This window comes from Mesorhizobium sp. CA13, from assembly GCF_020165235.1.
Lineage (GTDB): Bacteria > Pseudomonadota > Alphaproteobacteria > Rhizobiales > Rhizobiaceae > Mesorhizobium.
The window spans coordinates 133,666-157,030 of record NZ_JAIUHS010000010.1; the positions used below are offsets into that span (position 1 = coordinate 133,666).

Annotated in this window: 26 protein-coding genes and 5 pseudogenes; 16 read left to right on the plus strand and 15 right to left on the minus strand. The window is 60.4% G+C overall.

Going from position 1 to position 23,365, the window contains the following annotated elements:
• Positions 1-130: 130 nt before the first annotated feature.
• The gene (locus LB566_RS21825) at positions 131-610 is read right to left on the minus strand and encodes a cupin domain-containing protein (RefSeq protein WP_140551893.1); all 480 of its coding nucleotides are present in this window, start codon (positions 608-610) and stop codon (positions 131-133) included.
• Between the two features lie 66 nt (positions 611-676).
• Here LB566_RS21825 and LB566_RS21830 point away from each other — a divergent pair, with 66 nt between their 5' ends.
• Positions 677-1,138 (plus strand): MarR family winged helix-turn-helix transcriptional regulator, encoded by a 462-nt coding sequence (locus LB566_RS21830; RefSeq protein ID WP_224626897.1) that lies wholly within the window; start codon positions 677-679, stop codon positions 1,136-1,138.
• Between the two features lie 410 nt (positions 1,139-1,548).
• Here LB566_RS21830 and LB566_RS21835 read toward each other — a convergent pair whose 3' ends face one another.
• The 4 genes from LB566_RS21835 to LB566_RS21850 form a co-directional block, all read right to left on the minus strand.
• Complete coding sequence (locus tag LB566_RS21835) at positions 1,549-1,932, minus strand: nuclear transport factor 2 family protein (RefSeq protein WP_140551894.1); 384 nt, start codon at positions 1,930-1,932, stop codon at positions 1,549-1,551.
• A 10-nt stretch (positions 1,933-1,942) separates the two neighbouring features.
• Entirely contained in the window at positions 1,943-3,151 is a 1,209-nt protein-coding gene (locus tag LB566_RS21840; protein ID WP_224627028.1) for an epoxide hydrolase family protein, read from the minus strand.
• A 136-nt stretch (positions 3,152-3,287) separates the two neighbouring features.
• Positions 3,288-3,545 carry an antibiotic biosynthesis monooxygenase gene (locus LB566_RS21845; protein WP_140551895.1) on the minus strand — a complete coding sequence of 86 codons (258 nt, stop codon included), beginning with the start codon at positions 3,543-3,545 and terminating at the stop codon, positions 3,288-3,290.
• A 69-nt stretch (positions 3,546-3,614) separates the two neighbouring features.
• Positions 3,615-3,776, minus strand: coding sequence for an SRPBCC domain-containing protein (locus tag LB566_RS21850; protein ID WP_140551896.1), 162 nt, complete (start codon positions 3,774-3,776; stop codon positions 3,615-3,617).
• 41 nt (positions 3,777-3,817) lie between these two features.
• On the opposite strand from LB566_RS21850, the pseudogene LB566_RS21855 reads away from it, so the two are divergent.
• The 6 genes and pseudogenes from LB566_RS21855 to LB566_RS21880 form a co-directional block, all read left to right on the plus strand.
• Positions 3,818-4,156 (plus strand): annotated as a pseudogene (locus LB566_RS21855) (helix-turn-helix domain-containing protein); the annotation flags it as partial.
• Between the two features lie 130 nt (positions 4,157-4,286).
• Positions 4,287-5,027 (plus strand): nitroreductase family protein, encoded by a 741-nt coding sequence (locus LB566_RS21860; RefSeq protein ID WP_224626915.1) that lies wholly within the window; start codon positions 4,287-4,289, stop codon positions 5,025-5,027.
• A gap of 34 nt (positions 5,028-5,061) precedes the next feature.
• Positions 5,062-5,607, plus strand: coding sequence for a carboxymuconolactone decarboxylase family protein (locus LB566_RS21865; protein WP_140551897.1), 546 nt, complete (start codon positions 5,062-5,064; stop codon positions 5,605-5,607).
• 43 nt (positions 5,608-5,650) lie between these two features.
• Positions 5,651-6,361 carry an FMN-dependent NADH-azoreductase gene (locus tag LB566_RS21870; RefSeq protein ID WP_140551898.1) on the plus strand — a complete coding sequence of 237 codons (711 nt, stop codon included), beginning with the start codon at positions 5,651-5,653 and terminating at the stop codon, positions 6,359-6,361.
• Between the two features lie 71 nt (positions 6,362-6,432).
• The gene (locus LB566_RS21875) at positions 6,433-6,900 is read left to right on the plus strand and encodes a DUF3788 domain-containing protein (protein WP_140551899.1); all 468 of its coding nucleotides are present in this window, start codon (positions 6,433-6,435) and stop codon (positions 6,898-6,900) included.
• A 30-nt stretch (positions 6,901-6,930) separates the two neighbouring features.
• A pseudogene (locus tag LB566_RS21880) lies at positions 6,931-7,449 on the plus strand (alcohol dehydrogenase catalytic domain-containing protein); the annotation flags it as partial.
• A 290-nt stretch (positions 7,450-7,739) separates the two neighbouring features.
• On the opposite strand, the gene LB566_RS21885 reads toward LB566_RS21880, so the two are convergent.
• The 5 genes from LB566_RS21885 to LB566_RS21905 are packed head-to-tail and all read right to left on the minus strand — an operon-like array spanning position 7,740 to position 12,452.
• Complete coding sequence (locus tag LB566_RS21885; protein WP_224626917.1) at positions 7,740-8,690, minus strand: DUF72 domain-containing protein; 951 nt, start codon at positions 8,688-8,690, stop codon at positions 7,740-7,742.
• A 53-nt stretch (positions 8,691-8,743) separates the two neighbouring features.
• Entirely contained in the window at positions 8,744-9,748 is a 1,005-nt protein-coding gene (locus tag LB566_RS21890; RefSeq protein WP_140551900.1) for an ATP-dependent DNA ligase, read from the minus strand.
• A gap of 13 nt (positions 9,749-9,761) precedes the next feature.
• Complete coding sequence (locus LB566_RS21895) at positions 9,762-10,367, minus strand: cupin (RefSeq protein ID WP_140551901.1); 606 nt, start codon at positions 10,365-10,367, stop codon at positions 9,762-9,764.
• Positions 10,367-11,920 carry an FAD-dependent oxidoreductase gene (locus LB566_RS21900; protein WP_140551902.1) on the minus strand — a complete coding sequence of 518 codons (1,554 nt, stop codon included), beginning with the start codon at positions 11,918-11,920 and terminating at the stop codon, positions 10,367-10,369. Before LB566_RS21900 ends, LB566_RS21895 begins: the two co-directional genes overlap by 1 nt.
• Positions 11,921-11,945: 25 nt before the next feature.
• Positions 11,946-12,452 carry a ferritin-like domain-containing protein gene (locus tag LB566_RS21905; RefSeq protein ID WP_140551903.1) on the minus strand — a complete coding sequence of 169 codons (507 nt, stop codon included), beginning with the start codon at positions 12,450-12,452 and terminating at the stop codon, positions 11,946-11,948.
• 170 nt (positions 12,453-12,622) lie between these two features.
• Between LB566_RS21905 and LB566_RS21910 the strand changes: the two are divergent.
• From LB566_RS21910 to LB566_RS21920, 3 genes and pseudogenes are all read left to right on the plus strand, one after another.
• Positions 12,623-13,404, plus strand: a pseudogene (locus LB566_RS21910) (SDR family oxidoreductase).
• 24 nt (positions 13,405-13,428) lie between these two features.
• Positions 13,429-13,830 (plus strand): tyrosine-type recombinase/integrase, encoded by a 402-nt coding sequence (locus LB566_RS30395; protein ID WP_140551904.1) that lies wholly within the window; start codon positions 13,429-13,431, stop codon positions 13,828-13,830.
• Positions 13,831-13,843: 13 nt separating this feature from the next.
• Positions 13,844-14,188: pseudogene (locus LB566_RS21920) on the plus strand (transposase zinc-binding domain-containing protein); the annotation flags it as partial.
• 119 nt (positions 14,189-14,307) lie between these two features.
• Here LB566_RS21920 and LB566_RS21925 read toward each other — a convergent pair.
• Positions 14,308-14,445: pseudogene (locus tag LB566_RS21925) on the minus strand (IS91 family transposase); the annotation flags it as partial.
• 273 nt (positions 14,446-14,718) lie between these two features.
• On the opposite strand from LB566_RS21925, the gene LB566_RS21930 reads away from it, so the two are divergent.
• From LB566_RS21930 to LB566_RS21955, 6 genes are all read left to right on the plus strand, one after another.
• On the plus strand, positions 14,719-14,928 hold the full coding sequence (locus LB566_RS21930; protein WP_027145347.1) for a cold-shock protein: 210 nt from the start codon (positions 14,719-14,721) through the stop codon (positions 14,926-14,928).
• A 170-nt stretch (positions 14,929-15,098) separates the two neighbouring features.
• On the plus strand, positions 15,099-15,374 hold the full coding sequence (locus LB566_RS21935; protein ID WP_140551905.1) for a hypothetical protein: 276 nt from the start codon (positions 15,099-15,101) through the stop codon (positions 15,372-15,374).
• Between the two features lie 475 nt (positions 15,375-15,849).
• The gene (locus LB566_RS21940) at positions 15,850-16,335 is read left to right on the plus strand and encodes a cold-shock protein (protein WP_224626935.1); all 486 of its coding nucleotides are present in this window, start codon (positions 15,850-15,852) and stop codon (positions 16,333-16,335) included.
• Between the two features lie 119 nt (positions 16,336-16,454).
• Positions 16,455-16,700: a hypothetical protein gene (locus LB566_RS21945; RefSeq protein ID WP_140551907.1), complete on the plus strand. Its 246-nt coding sequence runs from the start codon at positions 16,455-16,457 to the stop codon at positions 16,698-16,700.
• A gap of 431 nt (positions 16,701-17,131) precedes the next feature.
• Positions 17,132-18,016, plus strand: a complete 885-nt coding sequence (locus tag LB566_RS21950) for a sensor histidine kinase (RefSeq protein ID WP_140551908.1) — start codon at positions 17,132-17,134, stop codon at positions 18,014-18,016.
• Positions 18,017-18,206: 190 nt separating this feature from the next.
• Complete coding sequence (locus LB566_RS21955; protein WP_181172534.1) at positions 18,207-18,542, plus strand: hypothetical protein; 336 nt, start codon at positions 18,207-18,209, stop codon at positions 18,540-18,542.
• A gap of 344 nt (positions 18,543-18,886) precedes the next feature.
• On the opposite strand, the gene LB566_RS21960 is transcribed toward LB566_RS21955, so the two are convergent.
• From LB566_RS21960 to LB566_RS21975, 4 genes are all read right to left on the minus strand, one after another.
• Positions 18,887-19,723, minus strand: a complete 837-nt coding sequence (locus tag LB566_RS21960) for an N-acyl homoserine lactonase family protein (protein ID WP_140551909.1) — start codon at positions 19,721-19,723, stop codon at positions 18,887-18,889.
• Positions 19,724-19,733: 10 nt separating this feature from the next.
• Positions 19,734-20,729 (minus strand): ABC transporter permease, encoded by a 996-nt coding sequence (locus LB566_RS21965; RefSeq protein WP_224626938.1) that lies wholly within the window; start codon positions 20,727-20,729, stop codon positions 19,734-19,736.
• Complete coding sequence (locus LB566_RS21970) at positions 20,726-22,258, minus strand: sugar ABC transporter ATP-binding protein (protein ID WP_224626950.1); 1,533 nt, start codon at positions 22,256-22,258, stop codon at positions 20,726-20,728. Before LB566_RS21970 ends, LB566_RS21965 begins: the two co-directional genes overlap by 4 nt.
• Positions 22,259-22,319: 61 nt before the next feature.
• Positions 22,320-23,261 carry a sugar ABC transporter substrate-binding protein gene (locus LB566_RS21975; RefSeq protein ID WP_140551912.1) on the minus strand — a complete coding sequence of 314 codons (942 nt, stop codon included), beginning with the start codon at positions 23,259-23,261 and terminating at the stop codon, positions 22,320-22,322.
• Between the last annotated feature and the right edge of the window lie 104 nt (positions 23,262-23,365).

The following is a 23,365-nucleotide window of genomic DNA, read 5'->3' on the forward strand; positions in this document are numbered from 1 at the left end:
CGTTATGGTCCCAGTAGACTTAATGTCGGCAATTTTCGTTGCGAAAGCCAGAAGCTGACGGTCAGCTCGCGGCCCCGTTTCCGCCAGAAGCGGCCCGGCAGAATTGCGCCTTCTCAGCAACCGCCAAACGCTATGTCGGCGGCGGCACTGCCGGGGTGAGGCCATGGCGGCGCATAATCTCGGACATCTTGGCCCGGTCGGGCGGACCACCGGCCGCAGCGTTAAGAAGCGCGAATGTCTCGCGGAAATATTCCGGACCGATTGCGGCCGGAGTAATCACGCAGAGCGCCTTCACGTCGCGGCTGCCGTTATTATCGAACCGATGAACGGCACCTCGCGGAATACATAGCGCCTGTCCGGGCCCGACCTCGATCGCCTTGCCGTCAACCGTCCAGGTCAACACCCCGTCGACGCCGTAGATCGTCTCTTCGTAACCGTCATGGCTGTGGGCTGGGGCTGGCAGCGGTTGCCCGCCCGGGACATCGAGTTCAAAAGCCGCGACGCTGCCATTCGAATTCTCTCCGGTCAGCAGAAAGCGAACCGCGAGTCCCTTGGTGGCGATGGTTTCATTAGCAGGATTGACGTGAGGGTCCATGGCGGCCTGTGGCATTGCACCTTCTCCTCGAGTAAACTAAGTTTACTGCTTTTAAGTAAACGAAATTTACCAGGAATGTCAATGATGCCGCCTTCGCAAAGTTTTCCTGTCAATGCGGAGAATATGCTGATCGGCGCTCTTCTGCGCGTTCCCGCCCAAGCGATCCATCGCCGGATCATTAAGGAGCTCAACGCCGCCGGCTTCGACGACCTGCACCTGCCACATATCTCGGTGCTGCAATTTCCCGGGCCGGACGGGGCTCGCCCGGCCATGCTCGCCGAGCGGGCGGGCATCAGCAAGCAAGCCATGAACCAATTGCTCGGGAGCCTTGAGGGTTTCGGCTATATTGTCCGTACCGACGCGCCAGGTGAAGGCGGCGCGCGCATTGTCCGCTTTACTCAACGAGGACACGCTGCCTACGCAAAGATCGTCGCCACACTGCGCGACATCGAGCGCGAGTGGAGCGGTGAACTCGGCCCCAAGCGTTTCACCCAGCTCAAGGCGTTGCTGACGCTTGTCTGGGAGAGTCCGCTGGTGCGCTAACCGAAGGCACCTGCTACCCCATCTCGTTTTCCGACTCGTAGATGGTGGCTCGGAAAATCGGACCTGTTCGGGTCCTTCACGAGATCACAGAAGGATGGCCGAGAGCAGGTCGGTTGCCGAATGGCGGCAATCCGTTGGGCACACACTGGGACCGGATAGTCCGCTGTCGGCCCCATTCGAACCGGAAGGAACGCGCCTCGAACCCGACGTATGTTTCCACGACTTCGTTGCGAACTTCTGGCGACAGATCGTGAGCACCCTCGCCTGCGGCGCGTGCTGCTCTACTCGGTGCTCTGGTTCATGGGCCGGACAATGGGGCCCAAAGCGCCCTCGGCAATTTCCAATCGCCGAGAAACACCGCCTGCGCATGGTGCCGCGCATCGCGTTTGCCGGCCATCTTCGCCTCCTGTTTAGGGGTGACCTTCGCCATTGTTCTCGATGAAGCCACCCAGCATTGCCTCATGCGGCACATTCCAGCCGAAGTAGACCTGAGTCTCGACGATCCTGCCGTTTTGCACGCGGTGCAGTTCCGCATTGCGGAAGGTCTTGCCAGCGGAACTACCCTCGTAAACGATGAAGGCCCAATTGTCCTGCTCGGCGCCCTGTACGAACTTCACCCCGGTGCAGGTCTCGCTGTTGGGCCAGCAGCGGGCGAAGTAGGTCTCGCGCCTCAGAGCATTATCGAGCGGACTGGTGAAGCTGTACGGATCGCCGATGACGGCCTCGATGGCTTCGCGATCTTTGTCTACATAGGCTTGCAGGGCTTTCTTCACGGCATCGAGCGGTCCGGACATGGCTGTCTCCTCATCTGACTTTACTGAAGCAGTTTCGTAGTTCGGCAACAAATAAGTCTGGCACTTCGAGTTGCGCGAAGTGACCGCCGCGGTCGACTTCGTTCCAGTAGAATAGGTTCGGGTAGACGAGCGGCGCCCAGCTTCTTGCCGGTGGCAAATCATGCGGGAAGACGCTCACTCCGACCGGCAGGTCGACGACGCCAGGATTGTTGCGGCCTTTCAGGATCGCAGCCTGCTCGCGGTAGAAGCGGGCGGACGATGCACTCGAATTGGTCAGCCAGTAGAGTGTGATCTCGTCGAGCATGTCGTCGACAGGGATCAAATCTTCCGGCCTGCCTGTTGCGCCGGTGCCGCCGTCGAAAATGTCGTAGAGCCAGGCGGCCTGCGCCACGGGCGAGTCGGCAAGCAGATAGCCGGCTAGTTGCGGCTTGGTCACTTGCAGCATGCCGTAGGCGAAGCCGCTCTCCCGGAATTTCGTGTATGCTTCGACCGCTTTTTTCTGGTCGGGCTCCAATTTCTCAGGGATCTTGTCCGGAATGGTCTGCGCGAAGTTTAGATGAATTGCTTCGAGGCCCTTCGGCTTCTGCTGCGCGAGCGCGGTGGTGACGAAAGCCCCCCAGTCACCACCCTGTGCGACATAGCGCTCATAGCCGAGGCGGCGCATCAGCTCAGCCCACGCCCGCGCTGTGCGTTCCGCGTTCCAGCCGGGCTCCGTCGGCTTGTCGGAGAAGCCGAAGCCGGGCAGCGACGTGACGACGACATGGAAGGCTTCCGCAGCGGTTCCGCCGTGCGCAGTGGGATTGGTCAGCGGTTCGATAACCTTCTGGAACAGGAGGATCGTACTCGGCCAGCCGTGGGTGAGGATCATCGGCAGCGCGTTCTCGTGCGGCGACCGCACATGCAGGACGTGGATGCCGAGCCCGTCGATCTCCGTCTTGAACTGCGGCCAGGCATTAAGGCGGCTCTCGGTTTTGCGCCAATCGTAGCGATCACGCCAATGGCGGATGAGGTTCTGCAGCTCCTTGAGAGATGGACCTTGGGCAAAACCGGGCTCGGTCGCGGCTTCGGGCCAGCGCACGGCGCCAAGCCGTCGCTTCAGGTCGGCGAGCGCCTCATCCGGTGCGCGATACCTGAAGGGCGTGAATGGATCGGTCTGCTGCGCCCGAGCGGGCAGCGCGCTAAAACGCGAGGGACGCCACCGCGCCCTTGAGCAGCGCACGGCGCGAGACAATGAGCGCCGCCATGATCAGCGACGCTCCAGCGTGCATTCATACCCAGAGGGTCCGTCCCCCTCTACGGGACATTGCCAGGCTGCCTCAAGCCTGTAGGGCGAATTGGGAACCTCCGCCGTCAGATCATTGTTGTTGTTGATCATTACAGTCTCCTCTCTGTTCGATCCCCGCCCAGGCTGGACCGCGATTTTTCACGGAGTGACGATCCACGTTTGCCTCCACGATCAGATCATTCATGCCGGAATCTGGCCTGTCGCCGCGGAAGGCGAGCATCGCCTTCACGGTTTCCCATACCTCGTCGACATTGACACGGTCGTCCTCGATCGGATCGGCGGCGACGATGAAGTCGCGGCAGCTCGCCGCCTTGCGGGCCACTTCCATTACTGCGTGTGACGCCTTCAAGAAGCTGGCGCTTACCTGACTTCACCCGCATGTGGCCAGACACGATGATCATTGCGGCTCACCGAGGATCGCACCGAGCTTGTCGAGCGCCTCACTCCAACCCTGCTTGTGGCTGTCGGCTTCCTCCTGATCAAGCAGGCCTTCCTTCGTGAAGGTCAGACGCGTTCCCGTGCCGTCGGCGGAAAATTCGTAGGTGATGCGTGAGGTCACGCCACCTGGGGGATATTCAGGCGGCCCTTCCGTCCACCGCGGCCTTGGCCGGCCATCCGCGTCTTGCTCCCGTCATTGCGGCAATGTTCGCTGATCCGGCACGGCCCTGGAAACTGCCCGATCTGGCCGATTTGTGCGGCATGTCACGCGCCACGTTCATGCGGCAGTTTCAGGACAAGTTAGGTCGCGCCGCCCTCGACTTCTTGACGGACCTTCGCATGAGCCTGGCCGCCAATGAGCTTAGGAAGCCAGCGATCAGCACCGAGGCCGTAGCCGAGGCCGTTGGGTATCAATCCGTATCGGCATTCCGGCATGTGTTCGCCGACAGGATGGGGATGACGCCGGGGGAGTGGCGGCGACTGGCGCACACGAGCGAGTAGGGCGTGTAGCCTGGGATCAGGCACATGCAACTTGATCCTTTCACGCATCATATTGAGCCGATCCAGTCTCGAAAATATCACCCTTACCCGTAAAGTGGCTTCCATAATCACTCGATGAGGAAGCCACCCAATGAACTGCATCAACCTCGCCGCTCACGAACCCGCTAGCGGCGCAATCGCCGAGATTTTTGCGCAGGCCCAGCAAAGCGGAACTCCCGCACCCCAATCGTCCCCTTCGTCCACGCGGCCGTTGCCAACCAACGCCGTCATCGAAACCATCCTGAGCCGCAGCGCCGCCAAGTACTACGACGCTACCGCCACCCTGAGCGATGATCAGATCCGCGCCCTGGTACGCATCGGCACATCTGCCCCGACCTCCTTCCACCTGCAGAACTGGCGCTTCATTGCCGTACGCTCGGCAGAAGCCAAGGCGCGGCTGCGTCCGATCGCCTGGAACCAGCCCGCGATCACCGAAGCGGCCGTGGCTTTCATCATCATCGGCAGGCTGGCCGATGCCAGCACGGTCCCCGACCGTCTGGCGCCCGTGGTGGAAGCCGGTATCATGCCGGCGCAGCTGGTGCCGGAATGGGAGATCCCCGCTCGCGGTCTGTATGACGATCAGCCGCAGCGCCAGCGCGACGAAGCCGTGCGCTCGGCGACCTTCGGCACCGCGGCGATCATCTACGCGGCCCGTTCGCTGGGCCTGGGTTCGACGCCGATGATCGGTTTCGACGCCGAGGCGGTGCACCGCGAGTTCGGCCTGGCCGAAGACGAAGTGCCGGTCATGCTGCTGACCGTAGGGCCGGAGCGAGCCGGCAACTGGCCGCAGAAGCCCCGCATGCCCGTGGCCGATGTCCTGGACTTTGCATAATTCAAAATCAATTTAAGACCTTATGGAGACTACAATGGCTAGAACTGTTGCTCTGAAGCAGGAACAAGTGCCGGCGGCATCGAAGCAGACGCTCGATGCTTTCACGAGGAACATCGGTTTCACCCCCAACATGATGGCGGCCTTCGCGCAGAGCCCTATCGCGTTCAACTCCTGGGCTACCCTGCTCGGTGCTTTAAGCAAGGCGCTGGATGTGAAGACACGCGACAGCATCGGCCTCGCCGTCTCCGAAGTGAATGGCTGCAACTACTGTCTGACGGTTCACAGCTTCACGGCCGAGCATATGGCCAAGCTGCCGGCCGATGACATCATCCTCGCCCGAAAGGGCCGGGCCAAAGACCCGAAGCGGGACGCCGCCGTCCAGTTTGCACGCCAAGTCATCGAGACCCGCGGCCACGTCAACGACGCCGATCTGAAAGCCGTCCGCGATGCCGGCTACACGGATGCGAACGTCATCGAGATCGTCGCGCTCGTGGCCATGTACTCGCTGACGAACTTCTTCAACAACGTGTTCGATCACGACAACGACTTTCCGGCCGTCGCGCCGGCCGGCTCGATCTGAGCTCGGTCCTCTCGCAACCTCACGAAGCCATTGGAACTATCAAATGAATATTCTCCATATTGATTCCAGTCCGCGATCAGAATCGCATAGCCGTCAGCTTTCGGCGGCGATCGTCGAAAGGCTTCTCGAGGTTGCACCGGGGGCGAGCATCAGTCGCCGTGATTTGGGCGTCAAACCCTTGCCCCACACCCTGGCCGAGTACGCGTTTGCACTGTCGACGCCGGCCACCTTGGCGTCTCCACCAAAGGGTTCCTTGGATATTTCCGAAGCGCTTATCGAGGAGGTCGAGGCCGCCGATGTGATCGTCATCGGAACGCCCATGCACAACTTCACCATTCCCTCGGCCCTCAAGGCGTGGATCGACCAGATCCTGCGCGTTGGCCGCACCATGAAGTCGACGCGCGCCGGAAAGGTGGGAATGCTTCGGGACTGTCCGGTGTTCATCGGCGTCGCTTCAGGGGGCGTCTTCTCCGGCCCGCGAGCAAACCAGCCCGATTTTCTCATGCCGTATCTGTCGCTGGTACTCAACTCCATCGGACTGAAAACCCTGCAGTTCCTCTCAGTAGAGGGAACCGGGTTCATGGACCGGGAGCAAGCCGCGCTGGCGAGGGAGAAGGCCCTCGCGGTCATCGACCTGACGGTCGTGCGAGAGCTTGGGGACGTCGATGCTTGGCGTGCAGTGCTGGCAAGTACCGGTCGATTACATTGCGAAGCGCATGCGGCCCCGGGAAGCGTCGCACCGACCGTATTCTGACGGCGCAGCAAGCTCTTGGCACGTCCGCATTCTAATCCGCCGCCCTTAGCCTGGCTTAACGAGGTCTTTCGATGGTTTTACCTAGTGCTACGCTTCCCCAGATCGGCGACAGGATCACCGACAAATCAACACCGCCCGATGACAGTGCCGTCCGCAAATGGATCGGACCCGGGACGTTCGAGCATTGGGCCGAGCTGCGGAACTGGATCGACGAATTCTACCCCGCAGTTTTTACGCCGGACTGGCTCTACGGCGGTAAGAAGCGCGGTTGGTCCTTGCGATACAAGAAGACCAAGGCGTTCACCACCCTGGTGCCGGAATACCGACGGCTTTCGGCCGTCGTGGTCATGGGCAGAGCGGAGCGAGAGAAGTTTGAGGAGCAACGCTATATCTGGCGTCCGCAACTGATCAACCTCTACGACGAAGCCAAGTCATACATCGACGGAAAATGGCTGACGATCGCCATATCGTCGGCAGACGATCTGCATGATGTAAAGGAGCTTCTTATAATGAAGCGCCCGCCAAAGCCGCGCGGCTGATGGTCACAAAAATCCGGATTTGGGGCGCAAATGGCTCCGACGACCAGAGCAGCAATTTACCCCGTAGTGACGGACCAGGCGGCAGGTACCGCCGGGATGAAGCTGGTGGAGCGGCCCGAGCCGCAGGCGGCGATAAACGATGTCGTCGTTCAGATTCATGCTTCGGGATTCGTCGGAACTGAGTTGGCGTGGCCCTCGACCTGGATCGATCGCAGCAACCGTGAACGAACACCGTCGATTCCGGGTCACGAGCTGGCTGGAGTGGTCATCGCTCTCGGCTACGGCACGACGGGGCTGTCGCTGGGGCAGCGGGTGTTCGGACTCGCCGACTATCACCGCGACGGCACGCTGGCAGAATATGTGGCCATGGAGGCTCGCAACCTCGCGCCACTGCCTGGCGATGTCGACTTCACGGTTGGCGCGAGCCTGCCGATCTCAGGTCTGACCGCGTGGCAGGGACGGTTCCAGCACGGCCGCCTTCAGGCAGGCCAGAGTGTGCTTGCGCACGGCGCGGCAGGCGCAGTCGGTTCTATGGTAACGCAGCTCGCATGAGAGGCTGGCGCCTATGTCATCGGCACACCAATCCCGTCGTATTCGACCTGCTGAAAGCCGCAGCGGACGAGGACGGAATCCTTTACCAGCTCCAGGCCTATGGGGACAAAGCCCGACCGACGCGCGTCTGGTCCATACCAATCGGGGCGGCGTGGCGACGGGGCTCCGCTCGGTGCCCCTGCGCTACATATGCACACGCGCTTCGAAGTAATTTAAATGGATGACGTGGAAGCGACCATCCGGCTGGTTTGTTAGTATTGTCGACGGGTCCGTCCGGATACTTGATTTCACACCGTGGTGACTGGGTTATCGGCGGACGCGATGTAGGAATCGGATCGCCCATTATCGAAGCCTGCCTGTCCGAGCAGTCGTCGCATGGTCAAAGCGTTCTTGGGTGCGAAGCCTTCGTAGTCGTTGTTGAAATAAACCCAGGCTCTCCGCGCCCCACTGTCGCGTATCCGCTCGGCCCACTCGATCAGCTCGCTGTCAGTGTAGTCGTGCCGGTACCAGCGCTCCGGGCCGTGCATTCGCACGTAGATATCGTCGGCTGTGCGAACCAGAACGTCCGGAAGTCGGGGAGCGCTGCAAGAGCAGAATATCGTGCCTTTCTCCCGGAAAGCGGAATAGACGGTCTCATTCCACCAGCTTTTATGACGAAACTCCACGACGTTGCGGCGTGTGTGATCGAGCTGGCCGAGAATAGCGATGAGCCTTTCCTCGGTGAAACGATAGCTCGGCGGGAGTTGGAATAGGAAACAGCCCATCCGTTCGCTAAGGATGTCAGCAATCAGTCCAAAGTCCTTGACCAGGATCTCGGTGTCCTCGAACTTCCTGATATGTGTGATCAACTCACAGACCTTTACGGTGTAGACGAACGTGCGCGATCCTGGTTGACGAAGCCAGCTTTTAACGTTCGCGACGGTCGGCCAGGAATAGAAGGATGCGTTTATCTCGACCGTTTCGAACTGCTGCGCATAATGATTGAACCATTCAGATGTCGACATCTCGGCCGCATAGAAATTCCCGCGCCATTTCCAGTAGAACCATCCGGAGCAGCCGACATAATACGAGTTCGCCAGTTGCGTAGGTGAGCTGCCCGGCTCTTTCGCCGCCAAGCGCGCGAGGTGCATTTTCTCCGCGCGCCCAATGTTGTCGGCGCGCTGCTTTTCACGGCGCAGCCGGCGGCGCTCGCGTCGCTCTTCGAGCCCAATTTCTCTCTTCGGGGCGCTGATGTCCATTGCATGACCTCTGCCCTCTCAACGGGGAATAGGGCCAATAGCTCCGAGTTGTCTTACCTCAACTGGTCGAACGTACACTGGCGAGGCGCCTTGTCCGGTCGCCACCGCAGCAGCTTTGTGCCATGCCGGAAACGGTTGCCTGTCACATGATCGAAACGGACCTCGACGACCAGTTCCGGCCGCAGCGGCTCCCAGTCGCCACTGCGCTGCGTGCTCCAGCGGCTCGGCCCGCCAGGCGCGTTGCCCGTGAAACCTGGCGATTCGCGCAATGCCTCCAGACGGCCGGTCAGCGCGGCCCGTTCGTCGTTGGAAATAGTGGAGGTGAAGCCGACGTGGTCGAGCTTGCCGTCCTCGTCATAGAGACCGAGCAGCAAGGATCCTACTTCGCGCCTCTCCGCAAGATAGCGGAAGCCGCCGACGACGCAGTCGGCCGTCCGCATCCGCTTAACCTTCACCATGGCTCGCTCGCCAGGCAGATACGGACCGTCGAGCTGCTTCGCGACCACACCGTCGGTCTTGCCGCCTGAGTCCCCCAGCCACTTTTGGGCCTGTTTAAAGTCCAAAGTCGCAGGAGAAAGTTCGATTCCCGCGTTTCCTATGGATTTGACCAACGCCTCCAGCGCGGCACGTCTCTCGGAGAGCGGCCGGTCGGTGAGAATCTGTCCGGTTTGATCAGCCAGCATATCGAACAGCATCAGCTTGGCGGGCGTCTCGACCGCAAGTTTGCGAATGCGGCTTTCGGCCGGATGAAGACGCATCTGTAAGGCGTCAAAGGAATACTCGCCGCAGCATTCGATCAGGATCTCGCCGTCGATGACGATTTGCGTCCCCGACAGGTCGCGTAAGAATTCGACAAGCTCAGGAAAATACCGTGCGAGCGGCTTTCCGGACTTGGCGCGGATGTCGACCGCATCGCCGGCCTTGAACGCCAGGCAGCGAAATCCGTCCCACTTGGGCTCGTATTGCCAGACACCCTGATCATCCGGGATGGCGTCAGCACGTTTCGCTTCCATGGGAGCTGTGTCGGTCGACAGGGGAAATGGGGCCGAGGTGCTCATCTGTCGTCCGCGCTCAGCGAGGTGCTTTCCAAAGGTCGATAAGCGGACCGTCGCCACCGTAGACGGGATCCTGTCGGGGTTTCGCGACTTTCGGAACGGTCTTGACCGCGCAGGCATGGTCTTCGCTGCTGCTGCATTCGTTGTAGGTCCCGTCCGGCGGATAGGCGCCGACGACCAAAAAGTCGTCGCTGGCGTCGAGACACTCGTGGCCCGTGCCCGCCGGCAAGATGGCGACGTCGCCTGCCTTGATTGTCAGAGAGCGCCCACGCTTGCCGCCGAACTGCACCTTCCCCGTTCCACGCGCGATCCCAAGGACCTCATGAATACGGGAATGGTAATGCACATAGTCGTAGATGCCGTTTCGCCAGGACCCTTGCCAGCCATTGCGTGCGAAGAGGTCCTCAAAGATTGCGGCCGGATCGAAATCGGCAGGCAACATCGCCACGCCGCGATAGACGATCAGCGGCCAGAACGGGTGGTTGGGAATGATGCCGTCATCCTCGAAACCGAAAGTGTTCGCCTTGCGCGAGCGGACCAACCGATCGAGATCGTCGCTCGAGGGCCGCTGCCAGCCCGTCATCTTCTCGACGATCTTCTTTGCGCTTTCGAGTATGGGCATCATGTCTCTCCGGCCGGCGCGTCGACTGGGTGCAGAGGGGCGACCGCAGGGCCGTTGAGTACGGTCCCATCGGAAGCAAAATGCGACCCGTGACAGGAGCAGTCCCAGCACTGCTCGGTGGAATTCCAGGCCACTTCGCATCCGGAATGCGTGCAGACGGCTGAATGAAGATGAAGCTTTCCGCCCATGTCGCGGCAGGCGGCGATTTTGTGGAGGCCCTGGCGAAGAATCCCCCCTTGTCCAGACGCCAGCTCGCCCGGTGACTTCAATTCGCCCGGCAGCAGATAGCCGCCGAAATTTTTGACTGCGGACAGGTTTTCCCGAACATAGTTGACTACGCCGGAGGGCGTTTTGCGGGATGGCGCATAAACCGACGTCCACGGGTTCTCGTTACCCAAGATTAGGTCCCTGACGAGCAGGCCGGAAAGCGCGCCATGCGTCATGCCCTGCCCGGAGTCGCCGGTGACAACATAGACCGACTTGCTGTCGGGATTGAGCCCGATGAAGGCGCAGTAGTCGATCGTGTCGAGGACCTGCCCCGACCAGCGGTTCACCTTTTTGCCGAGGGTCGGAACGATGGCACGGATCCATGCCTCGACCGCCTCGAAGCGTATGTCGCCATCGTCGGCTTCGCCCGATTTGTGATCGGCGCCACCGGCGATCAGATAATCGACTGAGCCCGGACCGGGATTGATCCGTACGTAGTGATAGGGGTCGCCGGTATCCCAGAACAGCGCATCGGGCAGATCGCCGCGCGGTAAGGTGAACGCCATCGCATAAGTGCGATATGGCGACATTTTGGTGTGCAGTTCGAAGCGATCGTTGATCGGCGAGTTTGTGGCGACAACGGTAGTCGCCGCTTCAATCACACCACCGTTTTCGGTCGAGACGCGCACGCCGCCCTCCGGCAATTCCTCAACGGAGATCACGGGGCTGTTGGCGAAGATGCGTCCGCCTTTGTCGCGGATTGCCGTGGACAAACCGCGGAGATATCGCAGCGGATGGAAGGTCGCCTGATTGGCGTAACGAAGCACAGGCGCCTTCTCGAAACCTTTGAGCGGCACGCCGGTGACCAGTTTAGCGGCCGCGCCAACCTTTTGTGCCGCCTCGAATTCCTCCTGTCGCTGATCGCGGGCCTCCTTGGGGTCCACCCCCATCGCCGGAAACAGGAAGGCGTCCAGCCTGCGGAAATTGCAATCTATCCCCAACTCGGCGACGTTCTGCTCGATGCGCGCAACCGCTGCCTCCTGGCTTTTCTGAAATAGTCTTGCCGTCTCTTCGCCGCGCAAGTTGATCAGCGCGCTCAGGCCGTCGTCGCAAATCGGCGCCAAGTGCGCCGTGGTCCGCGATGTCATGCCGCCGGCGATCGGGCCGCGATCGATGACGATCACCTTTTGACCGACGCTGGCAAGCTCGTAGGCCACTGACAGCCCGGCGATCCCGGACCCGATGATCACGGTGTCGCAGCTCTCCTTGCCGCTGAATCGCGGCGCGTCAGGATAGACGTCCACATTCATCCAGAGCGATCGGGTTTGTTCGTCAAGCGCGTTCATGCCGATACCTTCGGACCACTGCCGGTCAGCCGGATGCCTTCTGGTTGACCTTTCGTTCGGCGATCGTGGTCAGCTTCTTGTCGGCCGCCTTTTCCTCGTTGAGCGTTGTGGTGAGAAGGCGGGCGACAGCCGCATTGCCGCTCTCCTGCGCCCACGCGATCAAGGTTCCGTAGCGGGTGATCTCGTAGTGTTCGACTGCTTGCGCCGCAGTGATCAAGGCGGCGTCGAGCACCTTTTTCTCGGCAACGTTGCTGGCAATCTCGTTTGCTTCCTTGATGATGCCGTCTATCGCCGGGCAGGTCGTCCCCTTGGGCTTCTCGCCGATGAGCTCGAACGCTTGCTCGAGGCGTTGGACGTGTTTTTCCGTCTCATCAAGGTGCGCCTTGAAAGCCGCCGTCAGATCCCGGTTGGTTGTCTTTTCGACCATGTCGGGCAGGGCCTTCAGGATCTGCTTCTCCGCATAATAGATGTCCTGCAGTACATGGAGGAACAGATCGTCCATCGTCTTGATGTCTTTCGTAAACAGCCCCACGGCGCGCTCCTGGTTTCGCGTTTCTGGAAGATCTGTTGAGAACGCGCGGATCTACCAGCCGTTCCGGTCGCCGTGATCGATCGGCAATGTCACAAGAACGAATGCGTCCGTCCACCGTTGCGGCTTGTCGGGCAAACGAAAGCCCGGCCTCCCCAATGTTGGAAGACCCCATGACCGATCGCTGGTCCCTTCAAGATCCAGAAAGCTATACCCGGCGCCGCCTTTTCCCGAGCAACCGCAGGCCATGCCGGGCCTCGCCCGAAAAATGGATCCGGTACCCGACCATGGCGAGGAGAGCTATCGCGGCTCTGGTCGGCTGCAAGGGCGCAAGGCGCTGGTGACAGGCGGCGATTCAGGAATCGGCCTTGCCGCTGCGATCGCTTTTGCCCGAAGGCGCGGACGTCGCTATTTCCTATCTGCCGGAAGAAGAGGCGGACGCCAAGCGGGGGTCTGGACATTCTGGTCATCAACGCCGGCCGGCAGCAGTACCGGGAGAAGATTGAGGAACTGTCGACCGACGACTTCGACAAGACTATGAAGGCCAACCTCTATGCGCTGCATTGGATCGCGCAGGCGGCAGTTCCCCATCTACCGGCCGGCGCCTCTGTCATCACGACGGCTTCGATCCAGGCCTATCAGCCTTCACCGATCCTTTTGGACTATGCCACGACCAAAGGCTGGGATCGTCGCCTACACCAAAGCACTCGAAAAGCAGCTAATTGAGCGGGGTATTCGCGCGAATGTCGTGGCGCCCGGCCGGTGTGGACTGTATTGCAACCGAGCGGCGGACAGCCGGACGAAAAGGTCGAGAATTTCGGCAAGGGCAGCGACTTTGGCCGGCCAGGGCGGCCGGCGGAGCTGGCACCCGTCTTCGTGCTGCTTGCCTCGCAGGAGGCAAGCTTCAATCAATGGAGAGGTGTACGGTATTACCGGCGGCAAGGGAGTGGCTTGACGAGTTCATCGGGTTGCCCCCGGCATGTTCAACGGCCTCAAACTTCATCGATGTGGGCGGTGTTGGCGTCCGTCAGGGCGGTTCCGGTCGTCCTGTTCTGCAGCTGCTGCATGGCCATCAGCGCAGTTATGCAACTGGCACCGTGTCGCGCCATTGGTAGCCGCCAAATCGCACCATCGTGTGCCCCGATCTGCGCGGTCCGCCGGCATCCGCAAGCGCGTCAGCCCGCACACGCTGCGCCACAGCTTCGCCACCCACCTGCTCGAACAGGATGTCGATATCCGCGTCATCCAGGTGCTGCTTGGCCACAGCAAGCTCGATACCACCGCGCTCTACACCAAGGTCTCGACGCGGACGATCCATGCGGTCGCAGGACGGCTCGACCGGCTGATGGCGCTGATGGAAAGCAAGACGCCGCCCGCCTGAGCCGTGCGCCTCGATCGAGGTTGCCGACATCTTCCGTGCTGCCGGCCCCGCCTATCGGGCCGCCCATGCAGGCATCTGAGCCTCGCCCAGCTCAAAGTGATGTCGGCGATCGAGCATTGCCGCACCGCGGCGCTCGGCGGTCACGTCGAGCCCTGTGAGGACTGCGGCCAATGGCGGATCGCCTATAAACTCCTGCCGCAACCGGCACTGTCCCAGGTGCCAGGGCGCGGCCGTGCGTACATGGCTGGCCTAGCGCGAGGCCGACCTGCTGCCGGTCGGCTACTTCCATGTCGTGTTCACGCTGCCCGCCGAGGTCGCCGCCATTGCCTTCCACAACAAGGCGCTGGTCTACGACCTGTAGTTCAAGGCGGCATCGGAGGCGATGCTGACGATCGCGGCTGGACACCATGGGCGCGCGTGGGTCCATCGCCGCAGATTGAGCGCCTGCGGCTGGAGGCTGAATCAGGGCATGCCGGTTCATGGAGCGGTCTCCCGGATCGGTGCCGATGCGTTCGGAGGTCCCCGCGGCTGCCTCCTCCCCCGTTCGAAAACCTCGATGACGATCATTCGTCCGCCACAGCAGGGGCATGGCGGTCGGAAGTCCTCCGGTTCGTCTGCTTCTATCCCAGTCGCTTCCCTCTAGGGCGGGACCTCGATGGCATCTCCAGGTCGGCAACAAAAAGTTGAGGTAACGATTTCCAAAACCAAAAGTTGACGTCGCCTTTGAGGTAGCGTATGAATTTACGCGTCGATATTGCTTGCTGAGCTTTGGTTATCGCGCGTTTGGCACCGCGCCCTGAACGAACCTTCCCTTCAAAATCGTCATCATCACAAATCGGCAGCGCTCTCGCGTCGCCGTCGTACAATCTTGCTATGAAAGGGTTCATCATGACCACTGGCACAGTTAAATGGTTCAATTCCACCAAGGGCTTCGGCTTCATTCAGCCTGACAATGGCGGCGCAGACGCCTTCGTTCACATCTCTGCCGTCGAGCGCGCCGGAATGCGCGAAATCGTCGAAGGCCAGAAGATCGGCTACGAAATGGAGCGCGACAACAAGTCGGGCAAGATGTCTGCCTGCAACCTGCAGGCCGTTTGATTGGTTCAGCTTTCCTTTGACCACGGATGTACTGGCACTGATGAAAGCGTGAGACCAAGCGAGGTCAGGCTGAAATAGCCTGACCTTTTTTATTTCCGGCCCACCGACCGGCTAATTTTGGCGTGTATCGCCGCCTCTTGTCGATGGCTGTCAAGACCAAGGAGATCTGGATGTCCGAAAAATCCAGCGAGCTTCAGACGATTAATACCGCCTGGCAGATCGCCATCCAGGAGATCCTGCGAATGATTGTGCGGGATATTTACAGGACGGACGGTGAAGCTGCGTTCAAGTCACATATCAAGCGCATCGAAGAAGCTGCGGTCGACAGTATTTACACGGACCTGAGGCTTCGAGGGACCGACGAATGGACCGAGGTTCTTGTCAAGGAGAAGGCAAGCAACTTCGTCACCACGCTTCTGACATCCTTCACCTTCAATCGGGTCTGAGGCAAAGCCAGCCTTCGCGACAACGGCTTGTTGGCCTTTGCGCATTAACGCACGTTTGAAATTTAACCTTTCATGTAATTGTTGCGAAATCCGACGCTTATTTCCGGGCACATGCATCAGCCCGCCTGAAGTGCTTGCACACCTTTAGAGAAAGCATAATCCTCCACGCGGGTTTCAGCCATGCCCCAGATCCGGCTGATGCCCGACCGATCCATTGAACTGAGTTGCTCACCCACCTTCGACGGTGAAGTTTTCCAGTGCACCACCTCAGCAACCGGATTGATATTGCTCGCTGCTCACTCCCGGTGATAATGCAATCTTTTCCTCTAGGGCCGTTGCTGGAATGGGCAAATATCGGGAACACCGTCAGTCGCGAAGCCAGGGCTTCGAGCGCGATAGCCAGCATGAGAGTTCGGAACCGAGTTATTTCGACCGCAGGCCAGCACCAACCCGGCTTTCGTCAGGGACGACCTTCTTGCATGATGCTGAGGTACTCTGGTTAAACGCCGAGAAGGGTTTCGGCTTCTTGAGGCTCAGCGATGGTTCTGATGCCTTCATTCACCTCTCGAAGTTGCAGGCCGCGGGATATGACAGCGTTCCCGAGGGGGCACGCCTGAAGGTCCGAACCGAACCCGGCCAGAAAGGGGCCCAGGTTGTCGAAGTTGTCTCTGTAAGCGTAGGAGACGGTGCGTCCTCCCCGACGGTTGCGAAGCGATCCGCCGAAGCCGCAGGTCCTGCACTGGAACGCGAAGAGCAGGAAGCCGCTGGCGTCGTAAAGCGATACGATCTGAACAAGGGCTTCGGATTCATCGCGTTGGATGGCGGGGAGAAGGACGTGTTTGTCCATGCGACTACTTTGACCCGCAGCGGCGTGGCAAACCTGGAAGTCGGCCAGAAGGTGATCATCACTTACAGTCGAGGCCATAAGGGGCTTGAGGCGCGAACAATTCGGGCGTGCTGACCGATACGCTGCATCCAGGTACCTGCGTCTAGCAGGACAAGACTGCGGCGGCGTACCCAGGGAATCGGTATAAGATTTTTAAGATTTAATGAGTCGGTGTCGCTGACGGGGAGTGTCCGATGACAAATGTGGTGACGCTGCACGGCGACAAGCGGTGGAAAGCCGTGCTTGAATATCAGCACGAGAATGGGCCCATCAGCATCGAACATTTCCTCGAAGAGATTACCGAGCTGCACTTGATCATCGAGCACGGACCCGACTGGAACACGCTAATCCGCTGCACGGTCACGCTGAACCGGCCGGACGGTGGCGAAGAACAGAACAGTGTCGAAAAGGCCTGGCAAAACGAACGAGGATCAGGGTGACAGATCCGGCCACAAGGATTGAACGATACGCCAATGAATCGAGTGTCGGCTAGACGCTGGCAATTAAGCGAGATCGACGGCATCGCAATGTGGGTAAGTTGGCGCGGGACCGGGGTCGGCGCGCAAAGGTGGCCGGGAGCAGGCCGGTCGTTGGCCCTTCCCGTTGGTAGGCGTTAGCCGTTATCGTCCGCTTCAGAGGACATCTTAGCGCTGGTTTAGTATGATACCTGCGTCTCAAACCTATCGGTACATCAACGCGTACGCGCCAGCACATAGGACGATGCGCGCCTATGCAATCTCGCATACAGTGAGGAAGACCATGCCCTTTAGCGACGAGAATCATCCTCTTTGGCAGGTAAAAAACCTTGCGCGCTCTTCATGCGGCGGGGGTCGCCCTCTGGTCGTGGAGCGTAGAAACGGACGCCTTCGCGATGGACGAGCAGGGTTTCGCCCTTTGGGGATTGGCGCAGGCCAACAAGGTTACGTTCGAAGACCTCTCGTCTCGCATTCACCCTGCGGACCGGGACAGGGTGCGTGCTGCATTTACCGCAACGCGGGCTTTGGTGGGGGCGTATGAAATCGACTTCCGAATATTGTTAGGCGAGCACATCCGATGGATTTCCGCGCGCGGCCTGGGCAATGACGAGGGCCTCCACGAAGGTCAAATGTCGGGCGTCTTCCTGGACGTCACCGGCCGCAAGCAGGCGGAAGAGGGGCATGAACTCCTGGCTGGAGAGATGAGCCATCGCGTCAAGAACCTCCTCGCCATCGCTGCTAGTCTCACCACTCTGACTTCTCGATCCGTCTCTTCGGTGGAGGAAATGGCGAGGGAGCTTACACAGGGCCTCACAGCTCTCGGCCGAGCTCACGACGTTGTCCGTCCCCTCGCCAGGAACCAGGGGAAGGCGGCATTGCTGGGCGATCTCATAGCCGTGCTCCTGGCGCCCTATGACGATTCGGGCGCCTTCAGTGGGCGCGTTCGCGTCGCTGTTCCGCGTATGGGAATCGGAGAGCAGTCGGCAACAACCTTGGCCTTGGTGATTCATGAACTGGCGACGAATTCCCTAAAGTATGGCGCCCTCTCTGTTACATCGGGGACCCTCGATATCTCGGGCGAGTCCACGGAGACGGAGGTCTGTGTAGTATGGACGGAGCGAGGTGGTCCGTCGGTCGCCCATGCCGGGCCCGAAGGCTATGGAAGCAAGCTGCTCCAACGAAGCGTGACGGGCCAACTTGGAGGTTCCATCGTGACTGATTGGTCGGACGACGGCATTATCGTGAGGGTCACAATGAACGCAGCCAAACTGGCAACATGATGGGAGGGCCTTGAGTGGAATGATCCCGGTTGGTCTCAGTCGGACCGATGGGCCCTTTGGGAGCTTGCCTGCCACTGAGAATTTCCTCCATCTGAGATTAGAGTCCGGGCCTTCATCGAAGGACGGACTGATGAAGCGAAAGCGGTTTACGCAGCCAGACTCTTCCGGTTCAATGTCTTGAAATGCCGATTTGGAACCGAATCTCGTTCAGGGTATTGAATCGAGCCACGTATTCGAGTTCCGCATGCCGGTCGTAGAGGTCGTCCTCCAGCAAAAAGGCCCACGGCGTCGGGACTCAGAATCTACCCCTACATATTCGCTGCCAGCATTTCGCCCGTTCCAGCTCTGCACCCTGACTGACGGCATTCCGGTGGGAACGAACTGGCTCTTCGAGATGAAGTTCGACGGCTATCGGGCGCAGCTCGCCCTCTCCGGTGAAAACGTCGCAATCGATAGCCAGGGCCGCACGAGTGATCACAAGGTCGGCACCCTTCACGGCGGAAGTAATCCACGGGATCCCTTTTGATTTGCACGGGCGTCCCTTTGAAACGCCCGAGGATCCGCTCATGGGCGTCCGGCAGATCGTATTGAGCCCCTTGTTCCACGAGGAGTCCGAGACTGTAGCGAAAATGGTGCAGGAGATGATGGTGACGAAGCTCAACCCCCGCGGACGTGCCCGACCGGCTTGTCGGCCATGTCGTTGACGACCTTCGCCTTGATCATCTGTGAGTTCGACGCTGCTCACCACCTATCGAAAGCGAAGAGCCTTCATTCCGCTTAGGTCCACGAGCAGACTGGCAGCTTTCGGAACGTCTGGGTCTTTGGAAAATGCGGCAATGTAAAATGGGACTTTCACACTATGAGATATGATCATGCCGCCTTGACGATCCGGAACCCCTCAACCTCCTTGACCACCGGAAGGCCTTTCCAGCGATCGGAATCATGCAGGATAATCAGCCGGTCGAGGTTGCCTCCTATCTCGGTGTTGATGCGGTCGATGGTCTTGAGCTGATCCCAAACGCTGCCGACGGCATTGTTGAGCGGCTGGTAGATACCGTCGTGCTTGTGGCCAGTGATCTGCCGAGATGAGTAGACACAATCGCCCGAAAGGACGATGCGACCTCGCGAAGTCTCAACGATTACGAACTGCTGACCCATCGTGTGGCCCTGTCCCAGCCGAACGTGGATGCCTGGCAGGAGATCGTCCCGGTCACCATCGACCAGTGTGAGGCGGTGTTCCACGGAGGCATCGAAGGCGGCGCGCAGATCGTCCGGATCGATGATGGCGGTCAGGTAGCCGTATTGCGGCGGCAGCGCCATCGCCTCGTGCCAGGACAGCAACTCCTGCTTCTGAAGATAGAGGCGGGCCTTGGGAAACTGATCAATCGAGCCCATGTGATCGAAATGCGCATGGCTGACAATAATGTCGGTGATGTCGTCCGGCGCCAGCCCCAGTTCGGCAAGCATGCGAACCGGGGAAATCCACCAAGGTATGCCGAATTTATCGGAGAAGTTGGGGCCGGTTTCGTCCTTCATGAAGCCGGTGTCCACAAGCACGTTGCGGTCGCCGCACCGCGCCAGAATAAAGGAAAAGGGCAGGTCCGTGGGGCCGTCGTCGTACATCCCGTTGACCAGATCTACCCATGGCTGGTCCTTCGACCGCGCGAACTCGATGACATAGATCTCCCAATGCTCAGCCTGTGCCATGTGATCCTCTTCAGCTTTCCGCTAGTGAGCGGCCAAGGCTGGAAAGCCCGACCGCGATGATCAGGATGGCGCCCTGAAACACGTATTGGGAAAAGGTCGGGGCGCCGAAAATGTTGAGGCCGTTGAAGCCGAAAGCAATGATCAGGGCGCCGACCAAAGTTCCCAGGACATGGAACTCGCCGTCGCGCAAGGTTGCCGAGCCGAGAAATACCGCTGCGAACGCCGTCAGCAGGTAGGAATCCGCCGCGCTGGTCGTGCCGCTGCCCAGCCGCGACGCCAGGAGAATGCCGGTGAGGGACGCGCACATCCCGGAAATCACGAAGCCAAGCGTCTTGATACGATCGACGTTGATGCCGGCCAGCCGTGCCGCGGCAGGGTTGCCGCCGACTGCCTGAATCTCCTGGCCGATGGAGGTGCGCTCGACCAGCACCCACAGGATGCCCAGTACGAAAATCATGACGACGATGTTGTTGGGGATGCCGAAGAGCCAGCGGCCGAGCGAAAGCTGAAGGAAGGCCTCCGGTACGCCGGCAACGATGGGTACCCCCGCGGAGTAGGCGAAGGCGATGCCCGTGATGATGGTACCGACGCCCAGCGTGGCGATCACCGAATTGACTTTCATTTTGGTGACGATGAAACCGTTGACGAGGCCGATCAGCGCGCCAAGGGCAAGCACGATAAAAATCGCCAGAGGGATCGGCAGCTTGTCATGGACGATGAAGCCGGTGACGAGAATGCCGTGCAGACTGGCGGCAAAGCCGATCGACAGGTCAAGCTCGCCGACAACGACCGCCAATGTCAGGCCGCCTGCGATGATCATCGCAAGCGAGGCCTGGTTGAGGACGTTGGTGAAGTTGCCCAAAGTCGAGAAGGCCCTCGGCGACAGGGTGGAAAAGGCGACGATCATCGCCAGCAGCCCGAGGATGGTCGCGTAGCGCGCGAACATTCCGAGCGCAGCCTTGCTGCGTGGGGTGAGGCGCCTGTTGTACCTCGAGACATCGCTCATGTGATCATCCCCTCGGTAGAGGGCTCCCGCCCACCGTAGCTTGCCTCGATAATAGCCGAGCGCGACATCGATGCGCCGCTCAGTTCGCGAACGACAAGGCCTTCCGCCATCACCAGCACGCGATCGCAAAGCTCCGGCAGCTCATCGGGTTCGGAGGAGACGACGAGAACCGCCATGCCGGCCGCGGCGAGCTCGCGGATTTGGCGGTGGATCTCCGCGCGCGCGCCGATATCGACCCCGCGGGTCGGTTCATCGAGAATGAGGATGTGCGGCGCGCGCCGCAACCAGCGGCCGATGACCACCTTCTGCTGGTTGCCGCCGCTTAGCCGGCCAACGGGGGTGTCCATGCTTGCCGTCTTGATCGATAGCAGCTTCATCGTCTCGCGAGCGAGCGAGGACTGCGATTTTCGGCTGAGAAGCGGTACCCCGCGACCGAGCACAAGCTTGTCCAAATTGACCAGGCCAAGATTGAAGGCGACGCTCTTCGACAGGAAAAGCCCTTCCGTACGCCGTTCCTCCGGAACTAGGCCGAGCCCGGCGGCAACTGCGGCTTCCGGCGATTTCGGCGCGTAGGGCTTGCCTCTGAGCGTCATGCTGCCCGAGTCGGCGCGATCGGCACCATAGATCAGCCGCACCAGTTCGCTGCGTCCGGCGCCGACCAGACCGCCGATGCCCAGGACTTCGCCCTGGCGAAGTTCGAAACTTACGCCTCGCACCTTGGGCAGGCGTGCAAGGTTCTGGACGCGCAGAACGATGTCATGGTTTTGCGGCGAATATCCAGGCCCGCTGTCGCTGCTGGCATGGTCTGCACCGACGATCGCCTCGACCAACGTTCTCCTGTCCAATCCGGCACGGGTGAATTCGGCGACGGAATCGCCGTCGCGCAGTACCGACACCCGATCGCAGAGTTTCAGGATCTCATCCAGGCGGTGCGAGACGTAAAGCACAGCTACGCCCGAGGCCGAGAGGTCCTTGATGATAAGAAAGAGCTTCTCGCTCTCGGCGGCGGAGAGCGAGGCGGTCGGCTCGTCCATCACGATAAGCCGCGATTTGCGGACCAGCGCGCGGCAGATGTTGATCAACCAGTTTTCAGCGGTCGACAGCCCTTTCACATTTGCGTTGAGCGGGGCGGTGATGCCGACGCGTCTCGCAATGGGCTCGACATCGCGGGCGACGGCTGCCCAATCGGTCAAGCCGAAGCGCGACCGTTTTGGCACGCCGAGCATAATGTTCTGGAGGACAGTCATGCCCGGAACGAAAGCCAGTTCCTGGTGAATGAAGCTCATGCCAAATTCCGTCGCGCGGTGCGCCGTCTCGATGCCGACGGTTTGCCCATCGATCTCGATCGAACCCTTATCGGGATGGTTGAGGCCGGCAAGGATCCTGATCATCGTCGACTTGCCCGCGCCATTGGCGCCGACCAGCCCGTGAACCTCCCCCGCGACAACGTCGAGGGAAGCGCCTCGCAGCGCTTGCGCGCCGCCGAAGGCCTTGCTGATGTTGCGCACGACAAGAAATGGAGGCGCCATGGGTACCCCCGCCTCCATTGCCGTATCTCCTGCCACCCTATCGGTCAAAAGCTGGCTGCACCTATTGTATCGCGTCGGGATGCTTGGCCAGAAAATCCGCCGCCGTATCCTTGGTCACCAGCACGGCCGGCACTTCGGCGGCCTTGGGCGTCCAGCTCTTCCCGGCGGCGGTGATCTCTTCAATCATCTTTGCCATGTTATAGCCCTCGGTATAGCTGTCTTGCCATGCCGTTGCGGTCATGAAGCCGTTTTTGATATTTTCAAGGGCTTGGGCATTTCCGTTGATGCCATATACCATCACATCGGTGCGGTTCTGGGCACGCAGTGAGCCGATCGCGCCGATCGCCGGATCGTCCCAGCAGCCCCAGATCGCCAGGTTCTCGGCGCCCGCCGGATGCGAGGCGAGCCATGCATTGGCGTACTGCGCGCCATCTTCAAAGTAGCCGGGAATGCGCACCTCGTTTTTGGTCACTTTGATATCAGGGTATTTGGCGACCATTTCATCCATGACCTGCTCGCGATTCCGGCAAACTTCACCGGTGTGATAGGTGAGCGCTAGGATGGAACCCTTGCCGTTCATGTTCTTGAGCATCAGGTCCACCACCGGGATGGCCATCGGGCCGCCCGAGCCGTTGGTGGCGGCAACGGTGCCGCCTAGGCCGCCGCCCCAGGTGACGACCGGAATGCCTGTGGAACCCGCAGCGTCGAGCCCTGCGCCGATCGACGAGAACGGGAACACCATGTCGACAATGGCGTGCGCGCCCAACTGAGCGAAATTCTGAATGGCTGCGTTGGCCTGGTCTGCATTGCCCGCCGCGTCTACGACGGTGACTGTCCAGCCGAGTTCGTCGGCCGCTTTGGTTGCGCCCTGGATGTAGCGGACATTGTTGGCTTCCGTGGCGCTGATCGACACGATGCCGAGCAGCGGCTTGTCGGCCGCGCTGGCCCGCGCGCCGGACAATGCCAGGGCTGCGGCGAAAATGCCGAACGTCAGGTTTTTCATGGTTCTCTCTCCCTGTGAGGTTGGACGCGCACCTTCAAATTCAATGCCGATGACCGCCTAACCGTTTCGGCAGATTTTCCGATCTTAGGCGGCTTCGCAAGAAA